The following is a 22,200-nucleotide window of genomic DNA, read 5'->3' on the forward strand; positions in this document are numbered from 1 at the left end:
GGGTAAATCATGAGCTTACTGAAATTTTCTAGACCACATAAAATTCATTTTTCGCAGTGTGACCCTGCTGGGATCGTTTTTTATCCCCAGTATTTTGTGATGTTTAACAACCTACTTGAACACTGGTTTGATGAACTCATTCCTCAAGGGTTTGCCGGTTATATCCTTGAACAACGGTTTGGGTTGCCGACCGTGCACTTAGACGCTGAGTTTACCGCGATTAGCCGTATGGGGGATGAAGTGATGCTAGAGCTTCATGTCGAACGTATTGGTAGCAAATCTTTGACCTTACGTCAGCGCTGCATAGGGCGAGAGGGGGAATTACGCATGCAAGTGACACAAACTTATGTCACCACCTCGCTAGTGACACATCAAGCTATTCCTATACCCGACATTCTGTATCAGGCGTTAACTGCTCAACAACCCGTAAGCGCAAAAGGGGAAATATGATGAATATTGTATGTATTGGTGGTGGGCCTGCAGGCTTGTACTTTGGGTTACTGATGAAACGGCAAAATCCTCAAAATCGGGTTGTGGTAGTGGAACGCAATCGGCCATATGACACTTTTGGGTGGGGGGTCGTATTTTCAGATGCAACACTGCATAACTTACGCCGTGCAGACCCTGAGTCGGCAGAGACCATTGCTGCGGAATTCAGTCACTGGGATGACATTGATGTGCATTTCAAAGGGACTTGCCACCGCAGTGGGGGGCATGGCTTTATTGGTATAGGGCGTAAAAAATTACTCAATATCTTGCAAGACCGCTGCCTTGAACTAGGTGTCGAGCTAGTATTCGAAACTCAAGTCACGGACGATCAAGACATCGCCCGTCAGTACCAAGCCGATTTAGTCATTGCATCCGATGGTATTAACAGCGCGGTACGTACGCGTTATGAAGAGGTATTTAAACCAGATATTGACCCGCGTCGTTGCCGTTTTGTTTGGTTAGGTACTAAAAAGATTTTCGATGCATTTACCTTCCTATTCGCCGAAAATGAACACGGTTGGTTCCAAGTTCATGCCTATCAATTTCAAGAAGGGTTATCAACCTTTATCGTTGAAACGACAGAAGAAACTTGGCTAAAAGCAGGTATTGACCAGATGTCGCAAGAAGATGGGATTACCTACTGTGAAAACTTGTTTGCTCCATGGCTTGAAGGGGAAAAATTGATGGCTAATGCTGCGCATTTACGTGGCGCAGCAATTTGGATCCGTTTCCCGCGGGTCATTTGTGATAACTGGGTACACTGGACTCAACCAACATCAGGGAAAGATGTACCTATCGTGTTAATGGGGGATGCGGCTCACACTGCGCACTTTTCTATCGGTTCAGGCACCAAATTAGCCTTAGAAGATGCGATTGAGCTGTGTGAAAGCCTGAAAACTGCAAAAGGTGATTTACGCAATGGGCTAGCACATTATCAGCAAGTACGTAGCGTGGAAGTCCTGAAAATTCAGAATGCGGCGCGTAATTCCACCGAGTGGTTCGAAAATGTTAGCCGCTATGAAAACCTTGCTCCCGAGCAGTTTGCTTATTCTTTGTTAACGCGCTCTCAACGTATTTCCCATGAAAATTTGCGTGTTCGTGATACTCCTTGGCTGGAAAAATACGAACAGTGGTTCGCTGCGCAAGCGGGTGTCACACCGCCAGTCAATATACCGCCAATGCTGACACCTTATCAGTTACGTGGGGTTACCTTGAGTAACCGTGTGGTGGCTTCACCGACCTTATTATACAGCGCCAATCAAGGCGTGGTTGAAGACTTCCATTTGGTACACCTAGGGAGCCGTGCGTTAGGAGGAATAGGGTTAGTCATGGCAGAAATGACGGCTATCGCCCCAGATGCACGTGTCACTGAGGGGTGTGCTGGGTTATGGAATGACGAGCAAGTCTCGGCTTGGCAGCGCATAACGACTTTTATACATCAAAATACCAGTGCCAAAATTGGTATTCAATTGGGTCATGCAGGGCGTCGAGGGTCAACTCAGCGTGGTTGGGAAAATGAAAATCACCCTCTGAAAGAAGGGAACTGGCCACTAGTTTCTGCTTCTGCTCTACCGTATTTACCCAATATTTCACAAACACCGGCAGAACTTACTGAAGCACAAATGGCAATAATAACTAACCAATTTGTCGCTGCTGCCAAGCGTGCTGAGGCAGCAGGGTTTGATTGGCTTGAATTACAAGCTGGTCATGGTTATTTACTGTCGAGCTTTATTTCTCCATTAACCAACCAACGTACCGATGTGTATGGCGGGGTGTTAGAAAATCGCCTGCGTTTTCCATTGGCAGTGATCAGCGCAGTACGCCAAGTGTGGTCAAAACCATTGTCAGTACGTCTTTCCAGTACCGACTGGGTAGACGGGGGGACCACTGTAGATGATGCGGTGCAAATTGCTCGTGCGATGAAACAAGTGGGAGTCGACATGGTGGATTGTTCTTCAGGGGAGGTTTCGCCGCAACAGCAGCCGGTATATGGCCGGATGTACCAGACACCAATGGCTGACCGCATTCGTAACGAAGCCGGGGTCCCGGTGATCGCCGTTGGGGCGATCACCGACGCTGACCAAGTTAACAGCATTATCGCAGCAGGGCGGGCAGATTTATGTGCATTGTCGCGTCCATTGTTATCTGACCCAGCATGGTTATTACATGAATGTGCTCGCTATGGCTGGGAAACACAGTGGCCAGCAGCGTATGAATACGGGCGCCAACAGCTTACCCAATCGTTGAGGTCACGCTAAGAGCGTTGGCAAATGAAGAGGAAAATAGCATGAGAACACAGTCCCATGACCAATATCGTGAAAATGTGGCGGGTCGAGCTGATGTAGCTGACACCCCTGAACTTGTCGCGTATTACCAACAACTGGATGCACTAAAAACTGGCGCTTTATGGACAGTCGCAAACAAAATAGAGCCGTGGCAACCTCAGTCTAGTTCTGTGCCAGTTTTGTGGCGTTACCGTGACCTACGTGAGCATGTGTTGCGTTCGGTGGAATTAGTGACCCCAGAAAAAGCAGGGCGTCGTGTGATTTACCTGAATAACCCCGGTCGTCAAGATGTGGCGGCCGCCGTGGGGTGGTTGTATTCCGGTCTGCAAGTCATGCATCCCGGAGAAGCCGCTTCTGCTCATGCTCATTCCTCTTCGGCGTTGCGTTTTATTATGGAAGGTCGTGGTGCTTATACCATCGTAGAAGGGCAGAAAATGATGCTAGAAGCTAACGACTTTGTACTCACACCTAACGGCACATGGCATGAGCATGGGGTAGCGGAAGATGGTTTACCGTGCATTTGGCAAGATGGCCTTGATATTCCATTGGTTAATGCCATGGAAGCCGGTTTCTATAAAGTTCACCCTGATTTACACCAAGTACAGACACGCCCACTTGATTACCCTGTTGGCATGTGGGGCGGCACTGCGTTAAGGCCACATGATATCGGCTGGGATAAACCGTATTCCCCATTATTTAAATACCAATGGGGGCCAACTTACGATGCATTACGTCGTGCGGCAAAAGTCGCGGATGGCTCGGTATTTGATGACATTTTGATGCACTACACCAACCCATTAACGGGAGGGGCAGTGATGCCGACAATTGGGGCTAGTATGCAATTGCTACGACCGGGGTTTGTGGGCAAAGCCCATCGCCATACGGGGAGCTTTATTTATCAAGTTGCGAAAGGCCAAGGTTATTCAGTGATTAATGGCCAGCGCTTTGATTGGCAAGAGCGTGACATTTTCTGCGTACCGTCGTGGATGTTCCATGAACACGTCAATATTTCACAAACGGATGACGCATGTCTGTTTTGTTTTAATGATTTACCCGTGATGCAGTCTTTAGGCCTGTATTACGAAGAAGCCTTAGTAGATAACGATGGGCACCAAAAGGTGGCCTCTTAACAGGCTGAGTTATTGATAACAATTTTGTCTGGTTTTAATTAACTAATTTTACGTGAAACTGAGTGCAATTCTAAGTGGCACTCAAGGAGAAATCATATGCGCTTAATAACTTACCGTTCTGATGTAACTGCCGCTGCTCGTTTAGGGGCTATTGTTGACCAGCAAGTCGTGGATTTAGCTCGTCTAGCTGAAGAACAGGGGCAATATCTACCAGATAATATGTTGGATTTTATTGATTTAGGCCCTCAAGGCGTACGCGTGGGTACTGAGTTGCTTAATATCTACCAAGGGTTATTTCCTGCGGGTACGGCATGGCCAGTGCAAAATGTGAAAATTTTAGCGCCTATTCCTCGTCCGCGTAAAAATATTTTTGGCATAGGTTTAAATTATGTAGAGCATGTTGCTGAGTCTAGTCGTACTTTAGATACTTCGAAAGAATTGCCTAAACAACCGGTTATTTTTTCTAAACCGCCAACGACCGTAATTGGCCCTGGAGATGCTATCGAACATAACGGGCAGATCACCCAACAATTAGATTGGGAGGTCGAACTTGCTGTGGTCATTGGGACTCGTGCGAAAAGGGTTGCAGCTAAAGATGCCCTCAATTATGTATTTGGTTATAGCTTGATGATAGATATGAGTGCGCGTGATTGCCGCCGTGCTGGGCAATGGATTTACTCTAAAGGGCAAGACACTTATGCACCGTTTGGCCCATGTATTGTAACTGCTGATGAAATCCCTGATCCCCATAATTTAAACCTGAACTTAAAAGTGAATGGTGTGACCAAACAGGATTCAAACACCCGTCATATGTTATTCAATGTGAATACATTGATTGAAGATATCAGCCAAGGTATTACGTTAGAGCCAGGGGATATTATTGCTACTGGGACGCCTGAGGGGGTTGGTGCGGGGCGTTCTCCTCAAGAGTGGGTTTGGCCGGGGGATGTGATAGAGGCCTATGTTGAACACATTGGTGAATTGCGTCATCCGGTTGTGTCAGTGTAAGGGGGAAGCATGTTAGAACTTCAATGTTTTAAAGCAGCAGCAGTACAGGCGGCTCCTGTCTTTTTAGACACTGACGCAACTGTGGATAAAGTGTGTCGGTTAATTGAGGAAGCCGCAGATAACGGTGCAAAATTAGTGGCTTTTCCAGAGGTTTTTATTGCAGGCTATCCGTATTGGAGTTGGGTAATGAACCCAATTGACGGCAGTCCGTGGTTTGAAAAACTGTGTAAATCGGCAATCGAAGTTCCGGGGCCGGAAATTCAAAAAGTCGCGCAAGCTGCGGCACGCCATCACATTAACGTTGTTATTGGGGTCAATGAGCGCAGCCCTACAGGCATCGCGACTTTGTACAATACATTAGTCACCATTTCGGATGAGGGGCAAATTTTAGGCCGTCATCGCAAACTGGTACCGACATGGGCGGAAAAACTGACGTGGGCCAATGGGGATGCCTCTTCATTAAAAGTGCACCAAACGAGTATTGGGCCATTGGGGGCCCTAGCGTGTGGGGAAAATACCAATACCTTAGCGAGGTTTGCTTTATTAGCCCAAGGGGAATTAGTGCATATCGCCAGCTATATTGCTTTACCCGTTGCGCCAAAAGATTACGATATGGCGGATGCTATTCGTCTGCGCGCTTCTGCACACTGTTTTGAAGGCAAAGTATTCACCATTATTGCTTGCTCAACAGTATCAGAGGAAATTATTGAGGCGATGTCTGCCTCTCATCCAGAAGCCCGTGACTTACTGGCGCGGCCTAATAGTGCTTTTTCTGGCATTATCGGCCCTGATGGGCGGGTGATTGGTGAACCATTGGTTGACAAAGAAGGCATTGTGTATGGTGAGATTGATTTGAATCGTTGTATTCAGCCACGGCAAATGCATGATATTACTGGGCACTATAATCGGTTTGATATTTTTGATTTACAGGTAAATCGTCGCCCGCTGACTGCTGCACGCTTTAATCACCAAGGGCAAGATATCGATGAATTAAATGTTTTTCCCAGCTCAGAAGAACCGTTTGGGGGGGTAGGGCAATGAATTTAGTGCGAACATATCGGATCGGGCAAATTGTACCTTCATCCAACACCACGATGGAAACGGAGATCCCGGCTATATTACGGGCTAGGGAAGCTCTATTTGCTGAGCGTTTTACTTTCCACTCAAGCCGTATGAGGATGCAAAAAGTCACCAAAGACGAATTGGCAAAAATGGATTCAGATAGCGACCGCTGCGCACTTGAATTGTCAGATGCTGCTGTAGATGTGCTGGGATATGCTTGCCTAGTGGCGATCATGAGCATGGGGAACGGTTACCATCGGGTCTCTGAAAAACGCTTATTTCAACGTACCATGGATAATGGCCATCCAGCTCCAGTTGTAACTAGTGCAGGGGCATTAGTGGAAGGGTTACAAGCTATTGGGGCAAAAAAAGTGTCTATCTTAACGCCCTATATGAAACCTCTCACACAGTTAGTGATTGATTACATAGAAAATGAAGGCATTGAAGTGGTGGATAGCATTTCACTAGAAATCCCTGATAACTTGGATGTGGGGCGGCAAAACCCGCTAGCTCCCGTTGAAATCACCAAAAAATTGAATACGCAAGTGGATGCTATTGTGGCTTCCGCTTGCGTACAGATGCCTTCGTTACCGTCAATACAGCTTATTGAAGACCGCGTAGGGCTACCCGTATTATCGTCTTCGGTGGCTACCACGTATATGATGTTGAAAAAGTTGGGTTTAGAGACTGGTATTGGTGGGTTTGGTTCATTGCTAAATGGTAAGTTTTAGCTGAATTATTGCTCTTTTCTGTTACTCTTTGAGGGGCGGTGATTTAATGCATAGTGCTTATCAAGGGGAGCAAATGCCAGATTCAAAAATTTTTGTTGATCATTATTTGCCTGCCCTGCTTGGGCAGGCTTGGATGCTGGTCTCTTCAGAGTTTCACGCGACCGTGGAAACCAAAGGGCTTTCTGTATTGGAATGGCGGGTGTTATCCACATTAGCAGGTAATGGGTCTATGGGGATCACTGAGCTTTCGCAAAAAACAGTGAGTAAGCAGCCAACAATTACACGTGTGCTACAACGACTTGAACAGCAAGGGCATGTGATCCGCCATAATAACCATAATGGTAGTGATAAACGAATAACATTAGTTAGCGTGACATCGAGCGGGATGTCATTAGTTGATGATCTCCTTATCGCAGCACAGCAGCATGAAGAAGCTGTTTTAGCACCGCTAGGTGTTCGTAAAAGTAAAATGCTTAAGCAAATATTGCGGGAGCTGATTGAGCGCCATAGTTTTGAGGGGAACAATATAGATAAACGTCATACAGATAAAACTAGTGAATAAACAAAGTATCTTTAAAAGAACAGTCAATAGTCTAATAATGATGGTTTAGGTATATTTTCTATATTAATACTTAACTTATTATGGTGTGCATTTTTTATTTTTATCTATCAAATAGATAATTAGCGATATTAAGAGGTGGTATAAAAAATAATAAAATTGTAACGTAATGATTGTTAGGCGATTTCCCAATTTTGTTTTTTTTGTATCTGATAATTAATAGTTACTTTACATTGATTCAATTTATCTATTTACTGCATTACTGATAATTAATGATTAGCTAAACATGGAGCAATCAATGTCAGTAGTGACACTTGTACTCGTTTTTTTATTAGCCGTTGTTGTGAGCGTTTTTGTTTCACGACTGCTCAAAGATATTATTCCATTACCCCTGATCCAGATAGCACTAGGGGCTGGCTTGTCTTTATACGGTTTTACCGTTGAATTTGAACCTCATCTATTTCTATTTTTATTTATTCCTCCTTTATTATTCCTTGATGGATGGCGTATCCCTAAAGAAGCCTTATTTCAAGAAATTAAACCGATAATGTCGCTAGCCATAGGTTTAGTTGTTGTCACCGTTATTGGTATGGGCTTTTTTATTCATTGGTTAATCCCTGCCATTTCACTAGCCGTCGCATTCGCGTTAGCTGCTATTTTGTCCCCTACGGACCCAGTTTCAGTGTCAGCAATGACAGTGAACTCCCCATTGCCTTCACGTATGGCGCATATCCTTGAGGGGGAATCATTACTGAATGATGCTACTGGATTAGTCTGTTTTAGCTTTGCGGTTGTAGCGGCGTTAACTGGGACATTCTCACTAGCTTCTGCGGCTGGGCAGTTTGTACTTGTGGCATTTGGTGGGATTTTAATAGGCCTGCTAGTTGCGTGGGCGATTGGTTGGCTAAATCAATTCTTAGTTAAACGCACAGGGGAAGAGCCGGCAATTCAGATAATGATTAGCTTGCTAATGCCATTTACTGCTTACTTACTGGCAGAGCATCTGCATGTTTCCGGTATTTTAGCTGCGGTTGTTGCCGGTATTGCGATGCACTATGAGAAAATAGCAGGCCGAATGCAAGCAGCGACTCGTATGCAAAGTAAAGCGGTGTGGGATACTGTTCAAACTGCATTAAACGGGATGATTTTCATTTTACTTGGCGAACAGTTGCCTGGTATGTGGACCAATATGCCTGAAGTTGCAGAAGCCGCAGGTGCTAGCCACCCTTGGATGTTGTTTGTGTATGTTGCTGTGATCACAATTGCATTGGCGATTCTGCGTTTTACTTGGGTGTGGATCTCGATGACTTTAACAGTCTTCCATAAACGCCGTCGCGGTAAAGAAGCAGATGTTATGCATATTCGTATGATGGCAGTAATGGCGACAGCGGGTGTGCGTGGAGCGATTACGTTAGCCGGTATTTTAACGTTACCTTTATTGATGCCAGATGGTTCCTTATTTCCAAATCGTGATGTGGCTATTTTCTTAGCAATGGGGGTGATTTTATGTTCACTATTAATTGCCAGCATTGCCTTGCCAATTTTGACCAAAGGCTTAGTACAGGATTTACCGTACGATAACGACGAAATTCGTGCTCGTTTAGCATTAAACGAAGCTGCAATGGCACATTTACGTGACCTAATGAACCACCCTTCAGAAGATGTGGATGAAATCGCGATGCGAACTGAAGTTGGTGCTCAACTACTCGAAATCTACGGTAGGCGACTTGATAATTCAGATGAAAGTGAATCGGATGTTTATGATTTACATAGAATGATTGAAATGGAGCGCGATATGTCTAAATCGGCGCTCAAAGCCAAACGTGAAGCGCTTTACCTAATGCGCAAAAATAAAAATATCAATGAACGTGTTTACCATCGTTTACGTGATGAACTTGATTTAAAAGAAGAAACTCTTAATCATCATAAAAAAGGAAAGCATTAATTTAAATGGCCCAAGTAAAAACTTGGGCCATTTTTAGCTCAAAAGGAATAGCGTGATAAAAAAATATCAACTGACGGAAAGAGAACTGAACTTACTATGGGATGAAGCTATTTTTATTTCCCATGTGAATGACAATAAGGGCTTTCGCCAAGATGAGCATGGTCAATGGATTCGTCGTAGTGAATTTGGTAACCCTAATAGTGAACCCCAGTTGCATTTTCTTTGTGGGAAAATCGCATCAGGCAAATCCACCTTAGCGAACACACTATCGCAACAGCCTCGTACTATTTTATTGTGCGAAGACGAATGGCTTTCTGCACTATATCCTAATGAAATTAAAGAACTATCTGATTATATTGAAAAAAGTGCTTTAGTGAAAAAAGTGCTAGAAAAGCATATTCAGCACCTTGTTGCTGCGGGTAATACCGTCGTGATGGATTTCCCTGCAAACACGCCTACCCAGCGCCAATGGTTGAAATCTTTAGCGCAATCATCTGGTGCATCTTATGTTTTTCATGTATTAAACGTTGATAATCAAAAGTGTAAAGCAAGGTTAGCAGCGCGTAATTTAACAGGGGAAAACCCATTTCAAACCTCTGAAGCACAGTTTGACTTAATTACGGCGCACTTTTCCTATCCAGATAGCAGTGAGCAACTAGTGTGTAAGTTCTACTGATAAAGGGAAGGGACTAACGTGGTTAATAGCCAGACAATATTGACCACTCTAATTTTAAGTTATTTAGGGCGATACATTTTTAGGTTCTGCTGTTGTTCTATCCAATAATAATCTGCTGGGCCACCCGCTCGTAGCAGAGGTTTTTGCCCTGCACAGTCATATAGTCCATCTTGTAGGGCTGATTCATCAATATGCACCATCACGACCTCCCCCATTACCATCCAAGTATCTAACAGTTGGCCATCAGCCCGTTTAAGTTGTTGATATTGAGTGACAATGCATTCCATTGATACGGGTGTTTGTGCAATACGTGGAGGAGAAACTAATGTGGATGGTAATGTTGATAGTTGGGTTAAGGCAAATTCGCTTTCACCACGTGCCAGAGTCGCGCTACTCATATTCACTTGTTCACCAAGCGCCAGTGTTGCGAGGTTATAAACAAATTCTCCCGTTTCAATCGCATTGGTGACGGAATCTTTTTTACCAACACTTGAAAATGCCAATATTGGAGGGGAGTAGTTGAAAATATTGAAAAAACTGTAAGGTGCGAGGTTTGTTCTTCCTTGGCTATCACAAGTTGAAATCCAACCAATTGGTCGGGGGCCAATGAGCGATGGGATAGGGTCATGAGGAAGCCCGTGGCCTTTTGTGGGTTGATAACTATAAAACTGAGTGGTCATTGCACGCTCCTTTTTTGTTTTATCCTAACGGATAATATTAGGAGGCGTAAGAGTAAAAAATGAAAAAGGCAATCAATGTATAAAGTTAGCAGTCAGTGGATAGTGCTCAGGATTGAGCACTATCTGAGGCAAGCTTACCCAGAAATTCGTTGAATAAAACTTGATGGGCTTTGCCCTAACCACCTTTTAAACATGGTTGAAAATGACCCCACATTGCTATAGCCCAAATCAAATGCCACTTCAGTAATCGACTTCCCAGCAGAAATATGGGTGATTGCACTTAACAAACAAGCTTGTTGCCGCCAATCAGAGAAAGACAACCCTGTTTGAGTTCCAAAAAAACGACTAAACGAGCGCTCACTCTTATGGAGTTTTGCTGCCCATTCTTGGGGAAGAGAGGTAATTTGTGGTGATTTCAAAAACTCACGACACAGTGTTGCTAAATGCTCATCTCGGGGGATGGGGGCATAGAAAGGAAGCGGCTCCGCTTGTGCTATTTCATGTAAAATAAGTTGGAACATTGCGCCATCACGACCATTTAAGTCATATTCGAGCGGGGTATCAACGGCTTCAAGCAATAGCTGACGAAGTAATGGAGATACCCGTAATACCTCACATCGATTCCCCCTACGCGGCGCTGCTTTTGGCTCGATATATAAACTACGAGTGCTGACATTCAGCATACGTGTTTCATGGGGAGTATTACAGGGGATCCAAACTCCGCTATCTGGTGGGATCACCCATTCGCCATCTGCGGTGCTGACTTCAATTAGCCCGGTAGCACCATAGAGAAACTGAGCTCGACGGTGAACATGAGAGCTCAAGAGTACATTCGGTAAGTAATCGGTTCCAATGGCGAGAACATCACGAGGCGTCGCATCAATTGTTTTCAGTGGAATATTTCGCATAGGCAATTTTGTTGGCTGAGATTCAAATATTGTTGTTAGTTTTATGAATATAGGCAATTTTTATTGATATAACCACATGTTTTATATGGTTGGCTGAAATTCCGATGTGTTTGGCGATTTTTCGAAAGTTGGCTAAGAGGGAAATGTTTACTCTATCGCGGCAACCTAATGTACGCCAGAGGTAGAGTTACTATGAAAAATTACCCAGATCGGAATGATAGCCAAACACATCTGATCGAACCACTAACCCGCCGTCGGTTTATTCAAGGCAGCTCTGCACTCATGGCTGTCCCCTTTATTGCTGCTAAAACCATTGCCTCAACACCAGAAGACCCAGAGATCATCCCTACTAAGCTTATTCAAAACTCAGCGGAACGCATCGTATCAACCTGTAGTAGTTTTGACTGTGGTGGAAAATGTGATATTCGAGCACATGTCAAAGAGGGGGTCGTTACACGCATAAGTACACGCCCTGATGCCGACCTTGATGAAGAGATGCCGATCATGCGTGCATGTGTACGTGGTCGTAGCTATCGAAAATTTGTTTATCATCCAAATCGCTTGAAATACCCAATGAAAAGGGTTGGTAAACGTGGTGAAGGGCGTTTTGAACGTATTAGCTGGGAAGAAGCGACGACGTTAATTGCAGATAATATGCAGCGTATTAATACGCAATATGGCCCAGCATCGCGTTTTGTCAGTTTGAGTACGGGGGTAACAGGCGGTATTTTTTCTGGTGCCAACATGCTACGCCGTTTATTTAACTTAACGGGGGGCTTTCTGGAAAATTACCATTCAGTGAGTAATGGCAATACCATGGCAGTCACGCCATATACTTATGGCACCTCAGCGAGTGGTAGCACCTTAGATACCTTAGAAGATACGCCTTTAGTGATCTTATGGGGGCACAACCCTAACGAAACGATTTTTGGTCATTCAAATCATTATTTCCAAAAGATGAAAAAGAATGGCACTAAATTTATCGTTGTCGACCCGCGTTACTCGGATACCGCATCATCCTTAGCTGATCAATGGGTTCCTATCTTACCCACCACAGACAACGCGATGATGGATGCGATGATGTATGTGATCATCAGCGAAGGCCTGCATGATCAAGCCTTTATTGATAAATACACCATCGGGTTTGATGAACATCAGATGCCTGAAGGTGTCCCCGAGAACGAGTCATTAATAGCTTATTTAATGGGGAAAAAAGATGGAATTGTGAAAACCCCTGAATGGGCAGAGCCGATTACAAAGGTCCCTGCACAGACTATTCGCCAACTCGCTCGTGAATATGCTAATACCAAACCTGCCGCCTTAATGCAGGGCTGGGGGCCTCAACGTCATATTTGTGGTGAGCGCTCAGCGAGAGGGGCGACTTTGTTGGCGACTATTACCGGTAATGTGGGGCGTAAAGGCGGTTGGGCTGCTGGCTACGGTATGGCAGTCACTCCTGATTTACGTAAAACCTTAGCGGGCCCAAGTTTATTTGAGAACCCAGTGAAAGCAAAAATCAATATCACTAATTGGGTTCAAGCCTGTGAAAATAAAGATTTAGTGACCCCTGATAACGGTTTGAAAAATGCAGAAAAACTCGATACCGAAATCAAAATGATTTTTTCATTAGCGGGTAATTATATGACTAATCAGAATCCGGATATTTTGCATGCCGCTAAAGTGCTGGAAGATGAAAGCAAAGTCGAATTTATCGTTTACAGCGATTTATATATGACACCGAGTGCTAAATATGCCGATATTTTGCTTCCTGAAACCAGTTTCTTAGAACGCTGGAACGTCGGGGGCACATGGGGGACGGGTAATTACATCATTTTATCTGAAAAAGTCATCGAGCCTGAATTTGAACGCCGTAGTGACTATGAATGGTTATGTGAAGTCGCAGAAAAGTTAGGAGTAGGTGACGTATTCAGTGAAGGTAGAACAGAAAAGCAATGGATAGAACATCTGGTGAATGATGCGCACAAAAAACGCCCAGAAGATAATATTCCTAGCTTTGATGAACTCTTGGTAAAACGCCGTCATCTATTAAAGCATCAGCCGCATGTGGGGCATGTTGCTTTTGAGAAAAATATCCAAGATATACAAAACCACCCGTTTGAAACGCCATCAGGGAAAATCGAAATTTTCTCTAAACGCCTTTATGAGCGTCAGGATGCGGATATTCCAGCACTATCACATTACGTGCCTGCCATTGAAGGGCCTGAAGATCCCCTCACGACTCGTTATCCATTGCAACTAATTACATGGAAAGGCCGTAATCGTGCCAATTCAACGCAATTTGCTAACCCGTGGTTACAAGAAGTACAGCGACAAGAACTGTGGATCAACCCGATTGATGCTAAACGACGAAACATTACAGATGGAGAACGCGTCAAGGTGAATAACGACCGTGGTGTCACCATGGTGCCTGCCAAAATAACTCAGCGCATTATGCCGGGTGTTGTTGCCTTGCAGGCCGGAGCATGGTGGCAGCCCGATGAGAACGGGGTTGACCAAGGTGGTTGTGCTAACGTTTTAACCTCGGCACGTAGTACAGCAATGGCACATGGTAATGCCCATCAAACTTTATTGGTGGAGGTAACTAAAGCATGAGTAAATTCCACGTTTATCCCGCTGTCAGTAACAAACAGTTAGGGTTCTATATTGATTCGGCGCGCTGTTCAGGCTGTAAAGCGTGTCAGGTGGCCTGTAAAGATAAAAATAACCTTGATGTGGGGCGTAAGTATCGCCGTGTTTACGAAGTAACGGGGGGAGAATTTATTGAAAACGGCACGGGAGGGCTGGTGAATAATGTGTTTGCTTATACGTTATCCATTTCATGTAACCATTGTGCTGACCCGATGTGTGTAAAGAATTGCCCTACGACGGCTATGCATAAACGTGAAGGGGACGGCATCGTCATGGTTAACACTGACAAATGCGTTGGTTGTGGAACCTGCGCTTGGTCTTGCCCCTATGGTGCTCCTCAAATGAACCCTGAAACTAAGCAAATGTCGAAATGTGATTTTTGTATCGACTTGCAATTAAAAGGGGAGCAACCCGTCTGCGTCGCGACTTGCCCGTTAGGGGCTATTCAGTTTGGCCCCATTGATGAACTAAGAAAACAGTATGGGGACCAAGCGGATGTCCGTGGGTTACCAGATTCCTCAATTACCCATCCCAATTTAGTGATCCACCCACATCAAGGGGCGGGTCGTACTCAAGACTTACAAGGAGATGCCAAATGAATGAATGGCCATTATTGTTATTCACATTTTTAATGCAAACATCCATTGGGCTGAGTGTGATGTTGGGGGTCTTTGCGAAAAAATTATCCACGGCGTTAGCGGGGAAAATTAACTCACAGTTTTTCTTATGGTATTTATTAGTTGCTTGTGTGCTTGCTGGTGTTGGATTGTTATCTTCGATTACGCACCTAGGCGTGCCACTTAATGCCCCTAATTCACTGTTAAATATTTTCTCGTCTTGGTTAAGTCGTGAAGTGGTACTCACTGCAAGCTACTTTGCTTTTCTTGGGCTGACTTTTTTATGGTTATGGTTCAAAAAGGAATTGTCATATCTGTTGTTAGGGTTAGCCATTATTGCTGGGCTCTGTGATGTGTATGCTATGGCGTCAATTTATCGGTATACATCAATGTTAACTTGGATGAATGATAACACCTATTTGATGTTTTACGGCACGATGCTTACCGCGGGAGCTGCGGGGTATTATTTACTCATCAATATGTTATTGCGTTTTAATGTTGGTTCACTTGATGTGCAAATTCCAGTCCGAGGGTTGTGGATATTATGGGCAGTTATTGCTCTTAGCTTATTAGCGCGTTTAGTTTATCAGCCTGCATACGAAAGCTATTTATTACACACTGGCTATCATAATGAATCTATTACCTTTCCTATTGATTCTATCCGTGCTTATCAAGGAATTTGGTCATTACGCATAGGGAGTTGGTTAATTGGCATATTGGCTATCGTGGTTTTAGGGTATGGGGTTTATCGCCAAGTTCGGCAAACAACGCTGGGTATTCATGCATCAGCGAGTCAGGTTTATTTTGCTGTAGGCTGTGTTGCCGCTATTGTTGCTGAATTTCTGTTACGTTACTGTTTTTATACTATTCATCTTTAAATGAATAACCGCTATTACCTAGGAAATAACCCGTTGTATGATCCATTTTTCACACTATGCAGCAGCATTTAATATATTGGGTACTTGTTATTTATTTTCACCAGAGGACGACGCAGCTGATTATGCTATTCATTTTTTCAAGCTCGATGATTTTGCCTCTCAGTGGCCCTGTAAAATAAGTTCTCAGCTTAGCCGCCGTATTACGGAGTCACTTAAAATAGATATCGCGACGTTAAATACTCAGTGGACAGCGCTATTTATTGGGCCAAATGCATTACCAGCCCCACCATGGGGCTCGGTATATTTAGACCCTGAAGGGGTATTGCAAGGTTCATCAACAGCGGCGTTAAGTGATTTTTTAAAACGTGAGCGTTTGACGGTACAAACACCTTATCCAGAACCGTCAGACCATGTTGGTTTAATGTTATTTCAAGCGGCGGTTTTAGCTTCACAAGTGAGAGAAGAGGCATTAAAAGAATTATTGCATGAACATTTAGAAAGTTGGTTACCACAGTTTTCTGAGCAATTAAATCGAACAAACCAGAGCCTTTTTTATAATGCGTTGACTGAGCTTGCTCTGGTCACGGTAAAAAATTGTTCATAAAGTTTTTAATGTTAGGTTTAATTGATCAGTATTTTTGATGTTTAAATCGTTAATTAAACGTAATATTTGAAAGAGTTAAAGGTTAATAAATTATAATTAAATGAAAATTGATTTAGTTATAAGAAATGCAAATTAAAATGATTCTTACTTTATATTTCTAAGCCATAATACGTTTTTAAGTCATACTACTTAATGATGTGCTTAAATATTCTAAGGGGGTATAAAGTGGTCAATCTATGTAATCGTTTATTGTCTCATGAAGATTTAGGAAGGTTGCTATTACGCCTTTCGGTTGGTGGGCTAATGCTGTTCCATGGTATGAGTAAATTATTAACAGGGGCTAGTGGTATTAAGGCATTGCTGGCTTCTTACGGTTTACCTGAATTTATTGCCTATGGGACTATTTTAGGTGAAGTGGTTGCCCCAATTTTTATTATTTTAGGTTTTTTAACGCGTCCATCAGCTTTATTAGTGGCGTTTACCATGGTTGTTGCATGGCTAATGATTGGTTTGGATAAAACTTTTTTACTCGATAAAACCGGCGCTTGGGCTATCGAAAGTATTGTTTATTTCTTCTTAAGCTCGATTGCATTGGCATTTATGGGCGCAGGGAAATTCTCAATTATGAAGAACCCATGCTGGCGGTAATATTATTTTTCTTAAGTGTTTGACATTGCCTTTAAAGAAAGACCATCAAAAATATTCTGATGGTCTATTTTTTTGAATAACCAATAGCTAGTTATTTTCTAATACAACTGTACGGAAAAAACTATCTAGTAAACGGCTATCACGGCAAGCGGGTTCAGGGAATTGCATTCGCTCTGCATTAGTCATAGTCTCTGATACGAGTTGGTCTATAGCTGGCCGTCTCGCACCATAATGACTTTCGTCAGATTGGCTTTTTATCGCCAACAACTCATTAATTTCTAATCGTACTGATTTATCTGAGACTGTTGCAGTCACCAATTCTGAAAATGCCATTGGAGGCATGTTTTTACTTTTTTCTATCCAGTGTAATGCTAATACAGCACGCAATAGGTAAAAGTATTTTTTCAGTTTAACTTGTTTGCCTTTAAAATCAGTATGTAAATTGCGCTTACTTATTGATAAATAATGATAACGTGATTTTAGTGGCGAATAAAATTGTGCAGCCAGTTGCTCCAGTTGAGTAAAAAATGCCTCATCCTTAAAATACACAATGGGTGAGTGTAGCCACTCGATTAATGCGGGGTTTGAGTTTCGCATTAATTTCAATGCTTTAGAAAGCTCCCAACCCGACACATCTAACTCATCATCAATTGGTTTCTCTATCACATCGCGTTTTTTATCCAATGTTAGGTACCAATCAAGTTTGTGAACATAGATAAACCGGACGTCATAGTCGCTATCGCGGGAGGCAAAGCCCCAACCGCGACTACCCGACTCACACGCAAAGAGTATTTTAACGTGGTGAGTTTCTTCTATTTCTTTAAGTGTTTTACCTATCCGTTCTTTCATCAGCACGGATATACTTTCATGGCTAGTTTCCATGCTTTCTCCTTTTATCCCTTTACACATACTACTTGGCGTAGGGTATGAACAATTTCTACCAGTGAGGACTGCGCAGCCATCACCGCATCAATGTCTTTATAAGCCATCGGTATTTCATCAATCACATCACTGTCTTTTCGGCACTCAACATGGGCCGTCGCTATTTTTTGGTCACTTACAGAGAAACGTTTTTTAGCCTCTGTCCGGCTCATGACCCGCCCTGCACCATGGCTGCATGAACAAAAACTTTCTTCGTCACCTAAACCGCGCACAATAAAACTTTTCGCCCCCATTGACCCTGGAATGATCCCCATTTGGCCTTTTCGTGCAGATACCGCGCCTTTTCGGGTTACCAGTACTTCTTCACCAAAGTGCTGTTCTTTTTGCACATAGTTATGATGGCAATTTACGGCTTCTTGTTCTGTGATAAACGGCTTTGGAATTTCACGTGATAGTGCTTCCAATACGCGGTGCATCATTACTTCACGGTTATGGCGAGCAAAGTCTTGCGCCCAACCCACTGCTTCCATATAGTCATTAAAGTGCACACTACCTTCTTTAAAGTAAGCAAGGTCTCTATCCGGCAAATTGGCGATATGCTGTTGCATATCTTTTTGTGCCAGCGTGATAAACAAGTTACCTATCGCATTTCCCACCCCGCGTGACCCGCTATGTAGCATTACCCATACACGGTCTTGTTCATCTAAACACAGTTCAATAAAGTGGTTCCCCGTTCCTAATGTCCCTAAATGTTTGTAATGATTAGTGTTACGTAGTTTTGGGTATTTATCACAGATACGTTTAAACTCTTCATCCAAGTGCGCCCAGTGGGTATCGACAATATCCGGTGTACGATACCAAGCCCCTTTATCACGTCCATGGCGGTGGGTTGTTCGACCATGTGGTACCGCCGCTTCGATAGCGAAACGAATATTTTGCAGGCTATCTGGTAAATCAGCCGCTGTTAATGATGTACGCACGGCAATCATCCCACAGCCAATATCCACGCCAACTGCCGCAGGGATAATCGCCCCTTTGGTTGGTATAACACTTCCTATCGTCGAACCTTTTCCAACGTGTACATCAGGCATTACCGCAAGGTGCTTAAAAATAAACGGCATTTTAGCGGTGTTTTGTAGTTGTGTTACCGCTTTCGGGTCTACAGGCACGCCGTTGGTCCACATTTTTACAGGCACGCCATTTTCTTGAATTAATTGATTAAAGTTATTGTTATTCATTGTTATTCCTTAATTTTTACCAATCCGTTTAATACTTGATCTAACCCACCATAAACGGAAATTTGGTCGATTCGATGTGCGATACTTTCTAAGGTTTCAAGTTCTTTTAAACGCAGCGCAACTGGGTTGTTTTCCATCACTTTTGCGGTATTTAACAGTGAACGAGTCGCGGCGGTTTCTTCACGGCGGCGGATCACGTTAGCTTGTGCCGATTTTTCGGCTTCAACGACTTGAGATAAAATAGTGCGCATATCCCCCGGCAAAATGATGTCTTTTACACCGATACTATCGATTTCTAAGCCAAACTCAACGACGCACTGCGCGACTTGAATCAACATCAACTCATCAATTAACTGCTTGTTTTCTAAAAGTTCATCTAAGGTTCGGGTACCCACGATTTCTCGTATTGAAAACTGCAATTCACGATATAAATGCTCTACAGGCTGGCTCAGTTTTGAGAATGCCAGCAAAACATCGTGATAGCGCCAGTTGGCACACAGGTTGATGCGTAATGTGACTTTGTCTTTGGTTAAAATCTCTTGTCCGCTAACTTCTAATGATTGTAAACGGGTGTCTATTATCTCAACTTCCGGTTTGTGGTTGATTTTCCAATAACCGTAAGTTCCCGGTTGTAATAAATCTTGTATCTCACCATCAATTTTTAGCATACCGACATGCCATGCAGGTACTTGGCTAATTAAGGCCAACTCATTGCCTTTAATGCGTTTTTTACCCATCAGACGTGCAACGAATACAGAGTCAATAACGCTATTTTCTAGCGACTGCGGCTCCACTTTTAAATTATTGCTATTTTTCCAATACAACCGACGGCTCGCTGGTGGCAGTATTTCTGTCAAACTATTGTGCAAGTATATAAAACCAATCTCGTCATCAGTCAAAGCGATGTCAATACAGTGATCATCAACCCAATCAGGGTGAAATTGGCGTAAGTGGTCTGCCAGTTTTTCATCAATAGGTTCGTTATCAAGTGTGAACAATGACACCGTCAATTGATTAAACCAATCGTTTAAACGGTGCTCACCCGCAGTCAGTAATTGTTTAAAATCCCCATTTTTAGCGGTCAATGCGATTTGTCCTTGAGCGATATTTATTTTTTTCATTATTTTTCCTTTTTCAATATTTATCCGGCACTGAAGAAAAAAGCGAAGTGGTGAGGGGAAAAGTAGAGTGCCAAAATTGGCTGTCTAAATTTCTGCTCATCACTCGGCAAAGCTCTCGAGTGGCGGTTTCAAGCTTAACTTCTGCTTAGTTTTATACAGTTGGATTTGTATTTTTTTCAGGAGTCGAACCTGATAGCTAGGCTATTACCAAGGTATCTTACTGACGTCGGCATACAGACCATGTAGTGACTGAGTCACCATGTCTGCACCGGTTGAACTCGAAGTTCAGACAATTTCCGGCAGTGGATGAAGATATAATTGCCAGAAGCGTGCCAACTTTTATTAAAGTAAGTTAAAAAATTTTATATTATTGAAAAATAACAAATAAATATATCTGGTTAAATTTTACTAACATTACCAAGAGAAATGAATTAGGCTATTTATTATCTTTTTATATCGCACTTTATAAATTTATATAAACTCATCATGAATAAGAAACGCAAAGTGGTCATTGGTGTATTAGGCACAGTACTCGATAGAAGAGGCAAAAAAGCCAATCGCTGGACAAAATGGCGGCCAACGGTTGGCCTTTGCCAACAGCCTAATTTGGATATTGGTCGTTTTGAATTACTGCATCAGGTGAATGACTATGGCATGGCGCACCGGGTGAAAGAGGACATTGAACAAGCTTCTCCCAATACGGAAGTGGTACTGCATGAGGTGGATATTGCTGACCCGTGGGATTTTGAAGAGGTTTATACCTCATTACTGGATTTTTCTTCGCATTATCAATTTGATACTGATAATGAAGAGTATCTGGTACATATCACTACGGGTACCCATGTGGTGCAAATTTGCTGGTTCTTATTAACCGAGGCTCATTACCTGCCTGCGAAGTTAATTCAAACCTCCCCAAGCCAAAAGGGGCGGGAGAAAGACCCTGCCGGTATTCATGCGGTGATAGACCTTGATCTTAGCCGTTACGCCCATATCACCAGCCGTTTCCAAACAGAGCAGCAACAGCAGGTTTCGTTTTTAAAATCGGGTATTGCCACCCGCAACGCGGCATTTAATACCATGATTGAGCAAATCGAACGCGTCGCACTACGCTCTAAAGCCCCGATTTTACTCAATGGGCCAACGGGGGCGGGGAAGTCTTTCTTAGCTCGGCGAATTTATCAACTGCGTGAAAGCCGCCATCAAGTTAAAGGGCGATTTGTGGAAGTAAACTGTGCTACGCTTCGTGGTGATAACGCTATGTCGACGCTGTTTGGTCATGTGAAAGGGGCGTTCACAGGGGCAATCAACCCAAGGCGTGGGTTACTGAAAGAAGCGGATGGCGGTATTTTATTTCTCGATGAAATTGCGGAACTTGGGCTAGATGAACAAGCAATGCTATTGAAAGCCATTGAGGAGAAAAGCTTTTTTCCTTATGGTTCAGATGAAGAAATTCACAGTGACTTTCAATTAATTGCAGGGACTCACCGTAATTTGGCGCAGCAAGTGGAAGAGGGCAAATTTCGTGAAGACTTATTTGCCCGTATCAATATGTGGACATTTGCCTTACCGGGCTTACGTGACCGCCGTGAAGACATCGAACCGAATATTGATTATGAATTAGCCAAATTTTGCCAAGACCAACAAAGCCAAATTCGTTTTGATAGCGAAGCTCGAAACGTTTATGTGAAGTTTGCCTGTTCCCCTCAAGCCCATTGGCGTGGAAATTTCCGTGAGTTGGGTGCCTCCATTAACCGAATGGCAACGTTTGCTGAACGCGGGCGTATTACCAAAGCGGTAGCCGAAGAGGAAATTGGCCGTTTGCAAGCTCAATGGCAGTCAAAATCAACCAATGCATTACCAAAGCAAATTGGTGAAATTGATTTATTCGACCAGCAACAGTTAGCAACCGTGCTGGAAGTTTGCCGGCGTTCATCTTCTTTGTCAGAAGCGGGGCGTGAGCTGTTTGCCATTTCACGGCAACATAAAAAACAGCCAAATGATGCAGATAGGCTGCGAAAATATTTGGCAAAGTTTGGGTTAGATTGGGATGAGGTGAGAAAGGGATAAAAAGAAAAACCCCCGCCGAGGCG

20 protein-coding genes are annotated in these 22,200 nt (G+C 43.5%); 15 read left to right on the forward strand and 5 right to left on the reverse strand.

Translation table 11 applies throughout. From position 1 onward, the window contains the following. Positions 1 to 9: 9 nt before the first annotated feature. From ABE954_RS02525 to ABE954_RS02565, 9 genes are all read left to right on the forward strand, one after another. Positions 10 to 450: a thioesterase family protein gene (locus ABE954_RS02525; RefSeq protein ID WP_042848455.1), complete on the forward strand. Its 441-nt coding sequence runs from the start codon at positions 10 to 12 to the stop codon at positions 448 to 450. Then, on the forward strand, positions 447 to 2,747 hold the full coding sequence (locus ABE954_RS02530) for a bifunctional salicylyl-CoA 5-hydroxylase/oxidoreductase (protein WP_225833170.1): 2,301 nt from the start codon (positions 447 to 449) through the stop codon (positions 2,745 to 2,747). The genes ABE954_RS02525 and ABE954_RS02530 overlap by 4 nt, the downstream gene beginning before the upstream one ends. Before the next feature lie 29 nt (positions 2,748 to 2,776). Then, on the forward strand, positions 2,777 to 3,904 hold the full coding sequence (locus ABE954_RS02535) for a cupin domain-containing protein (RefSeq protein ID WP_042848452.1): 1,128 nt from the start codon (positions 2,777 to 2,779) through the stop codon (positions 3,902 to 3,904). Between the two features lie 96 nt (positions 3,905 to 4,000). Continuing rightward, positions 4,001 to 4,912, forward strand: coding sequence for a fumarylacetoacetate hydrolase family protein (locus tag ABE954_RS02540; protein WP_042848451.1), 912 nt, complete (start codon positions 4,001 to 4,003; stop codon positions 4,910 to 4,912). Positions 4,913 to 4,921: 9 nt separating this feature from the next. After that, complete coding sequence (locus ABE954_RS02545) at positions 4,922 to 5,953, forward strand: carbon-nitrogen hydrolase family protein (protein WP_048608766.1); 1,032 nt, start codon at positions 4,922 to 4,924, stop codon at positions 5,951 to 5,953. Continuing rightward, positions 5,950 to 6,705, forward strand: coding sequence for an Asp/Glu racemase (locus tag ABE954_RS02550; protein WP_042848448.1), 756 nt, complete (start codon positions 5,950 to 5,952; stop codon positions 6,703 to 6,705). The genes ABE954_RS02545 and ABE954_RS02550 overlap by 4 nt, the downstream gene beginning before the upstream one ends. Before the next feature lie 73 nt (positions 6,706 to 6,778). Further along, a complete protein-coding gene (locus ABE954_RS02555) occupies positions 6,779 to 7,267 on the forward strand; it encodes a MarR family winged helix-turn-helix transcriptional regulator (protein ID WP_048608822.1) in 489 nt (162 codons plus the stop codon). A gap of 295 nt (positions 7,268 to 7,562) precedes the next feature. Next, positions 7,563 to 9,209, forward strand: coding sequence for a Na+/H+ antiporter (locus ABE954_RS02560; RefSeq protein WP_131680239.1), 1,647 nt, complete (start codon positions 7,563 to 7,565; stop codon positions 9,207 to 9,209). A gap of 52 nt (positions 9,210 to 9,261) precedes the next feature. Beyond that, complete coding sequence (locus ABE954_RS02565; RefSeq protein WP_272663757.1) at positions 9,262 to 9,885, forward strand: ATP-binding protein; 624 nt, start codon at positions 9,262 to 9,264, stop codon at positions 9,883 to 9,885. Positions 9,886 to 9,944: 59 nt separating this feature from the next. On the opposite strand, the gene ABE954_RS02570 is transcribed toward ABE954_RS02565, so the two are convergent. Both ABE954_RS02570 and ABE954_RS02575 read right to left on the reverse strand, forming a co-directional pair. Continuing rightward, positions 9,945 to 10,565 carry a flavin reductase family protein gene (locus tag ABE954_RS02570; protein ID WP_129466998.1) on the reverse strand — a complete coding sequence of 207 codons (621 nt, stop codon included), beginning with the start codon at positions 10,563 to 10,565 and terminating at the stop codon, positions 9,945 to 9,947. 134 nt (positions 10,566 to 10,699) lie between these two features. Beyond that, entirely contained in the window at positions 10,700 to 11,473 is a 774-nt protein-coding gene (locus tag ABE954_RS02575) for a helix-turn-helix domain-containing protein (RefSeq protein WP_042848444.1), read from the reverse strand. A gap of 192 nt (positions 11,474 to 11,665) precedes the next feature. Here ABE954_RS02575 and ABE954_RS02580 point away from each other — a divergent pair, with 192 nt between their 5' ends. The 5 genes from ABE954_RS02580 (at position 11,666) to ABE954_RS02600 (ending at position 16,869) form a co-directional block, all read left to right on the forward strand. After that, positions 11,666 to 14,086, forward strand: a complete 2,421-nt coding sequence (locus tag ABE954_RS02580; RefSeq protein WP_129467000.1) for a DMSO/selenate family reductase complex A subunit — start codon at positions 11,666 to 11,668, stop codon at positions 14,084 to 14,086. Then, the gene (locus tag ABE954_RS02585) at positions 14,083 to 14,721 is read left to right on the forward strand and encodes a DMSO/selenate family reductase complex B subunit (RefSeq protein ID WP_042848441.1); all 639 of its coding nucleotides are present in this window, start codon (positions 14,083 to 14,085) and stop codon (positions 14,719 to 14,721) included. The genes ABE954_RS02580 and ABE954_RS02585 overlap by 4 nt, the downstream gene beginning before the upstream one ends. Then, on the forward strand, positions 14,718 to 15,617 hold the full coding sequence (locus tag ABE954_RS02590; protein ID WP_042848439.1) for a DmsC/YnfH family molybdoenzyme membrane anchor subunit: 900 nt from the start codon (positions 14,718 to 14,720) through the stop codon (positions 15,615 to 15,617). Before ABE954_RS02585 ends, ABE954_RS02590 begins: the two co-directional genes overlap by 4 nt. Before the next feature lie 37 nt (positions 15,618 to 15,654). Then, positions 15,655 to 16,221 carry a molecular chaperone TorD family protein gene (locus ABE954_RS02595; RefSeq protein ID WP_042848437.1) on the forward strand — a complete coding sequence of 189 codons (567 nt, stop codon included), beginning with the start codon at positions 15,655 to 15,657 and terminating at the stop codon, positions 16,219 to 16,221. A 192-nt stretch (positions 16,222 to 16,413) separates the two neighbouring features. Further along, positions 16,414 to 16,869 carry a DoxX family protein gene (locus tag ABE954_RS02600; RefSeq protein WP_071547663.1) on the forward strand — a complete coding sequence of 152 codons (456 nt, stop codon included), beginning with the start codon at positions 16,414 to 16,416 and terminating at the stop codon, positions 16,867 to 16,869. An 87-nt stretch (positions 16,870 to 16,956) separates the two neighbouring features. Here ABE954_RS02600 and ABE954_RS02605 read toward each other — a convergent pair whose 3' ends face one another. Genes ABE954_RS02605 through ABE954_RS02615 form a run of 3 tightly spaced genes read right to left on the reverse strand, consistent with a single transcriptional unit; the run spans position 16,957 to position 20,110 of the window. Further along, positions 16,957 to 17,751, reverse strand: a complete 795-nt coding sequence (locus ABE954_RS02605; RefSeq protein WP_042848434.1) for a nucleotidyltransferase domain-containing protein — start codon at positions 17,749 to 17,751, stop codon at positions 16,957 to 16,959. 11 nt (positions 17,752 to 17,762) lie between these two features. Further along, positions 17,763 to 18,989, reverse strand: coding sequence for an RtcB family protein (locus tag ABE954_RS02610; RefSeq protein WP_071547665.1), 1,227 nt, complete (start codon positions 18,987 to 18,989; stop codon positions 17,763 to 17,765). A gap of 2 nt (positions 18,990 to 18,991) precedes the next feature. Continuing rightward, a complete protein-coding gene (locus ABE954_RS02615; RefSeq protein ID WP_166685580.1) occupies positions 18,992 to 20,110 on the reverse strand; it encodes a slipin family protein in 1,119 nt (372 codons plus the stop codon). 486 nt (positions 20,111 to 20,596) lie between these two features. Between ABE954_RS02615 and rtcR the strand changes: the two genes are divergently transcribed. After that, the gene (gene rtcR, locus ABE954_RS02620) at positions 20,597 to 22,177 is read left to right on the forward strand and encodes an RNA repair transcriptional activator RtcR (protein ID WP_166685579.1); all 1,581 of its coding nucleotides are present in this window, start codon (positions 20,597 to 20,599) and stop codon (positions 22,175 to 22,177) included. Positions 22,178 to 22,200 lie beyond the last annotated feature (23 nt).

Origin of the sequence: Providencia sp. TYF-12 (assembly GCF_041344805.1) — a bacterium.
GTDB classification, from domain to species: domain Bacteria; phylum Pseudomonadota; class Gammaproteobacteria; order Enterobacterales; family Enterobacteriaceae; genus Providencia; species Providencia huashanensis.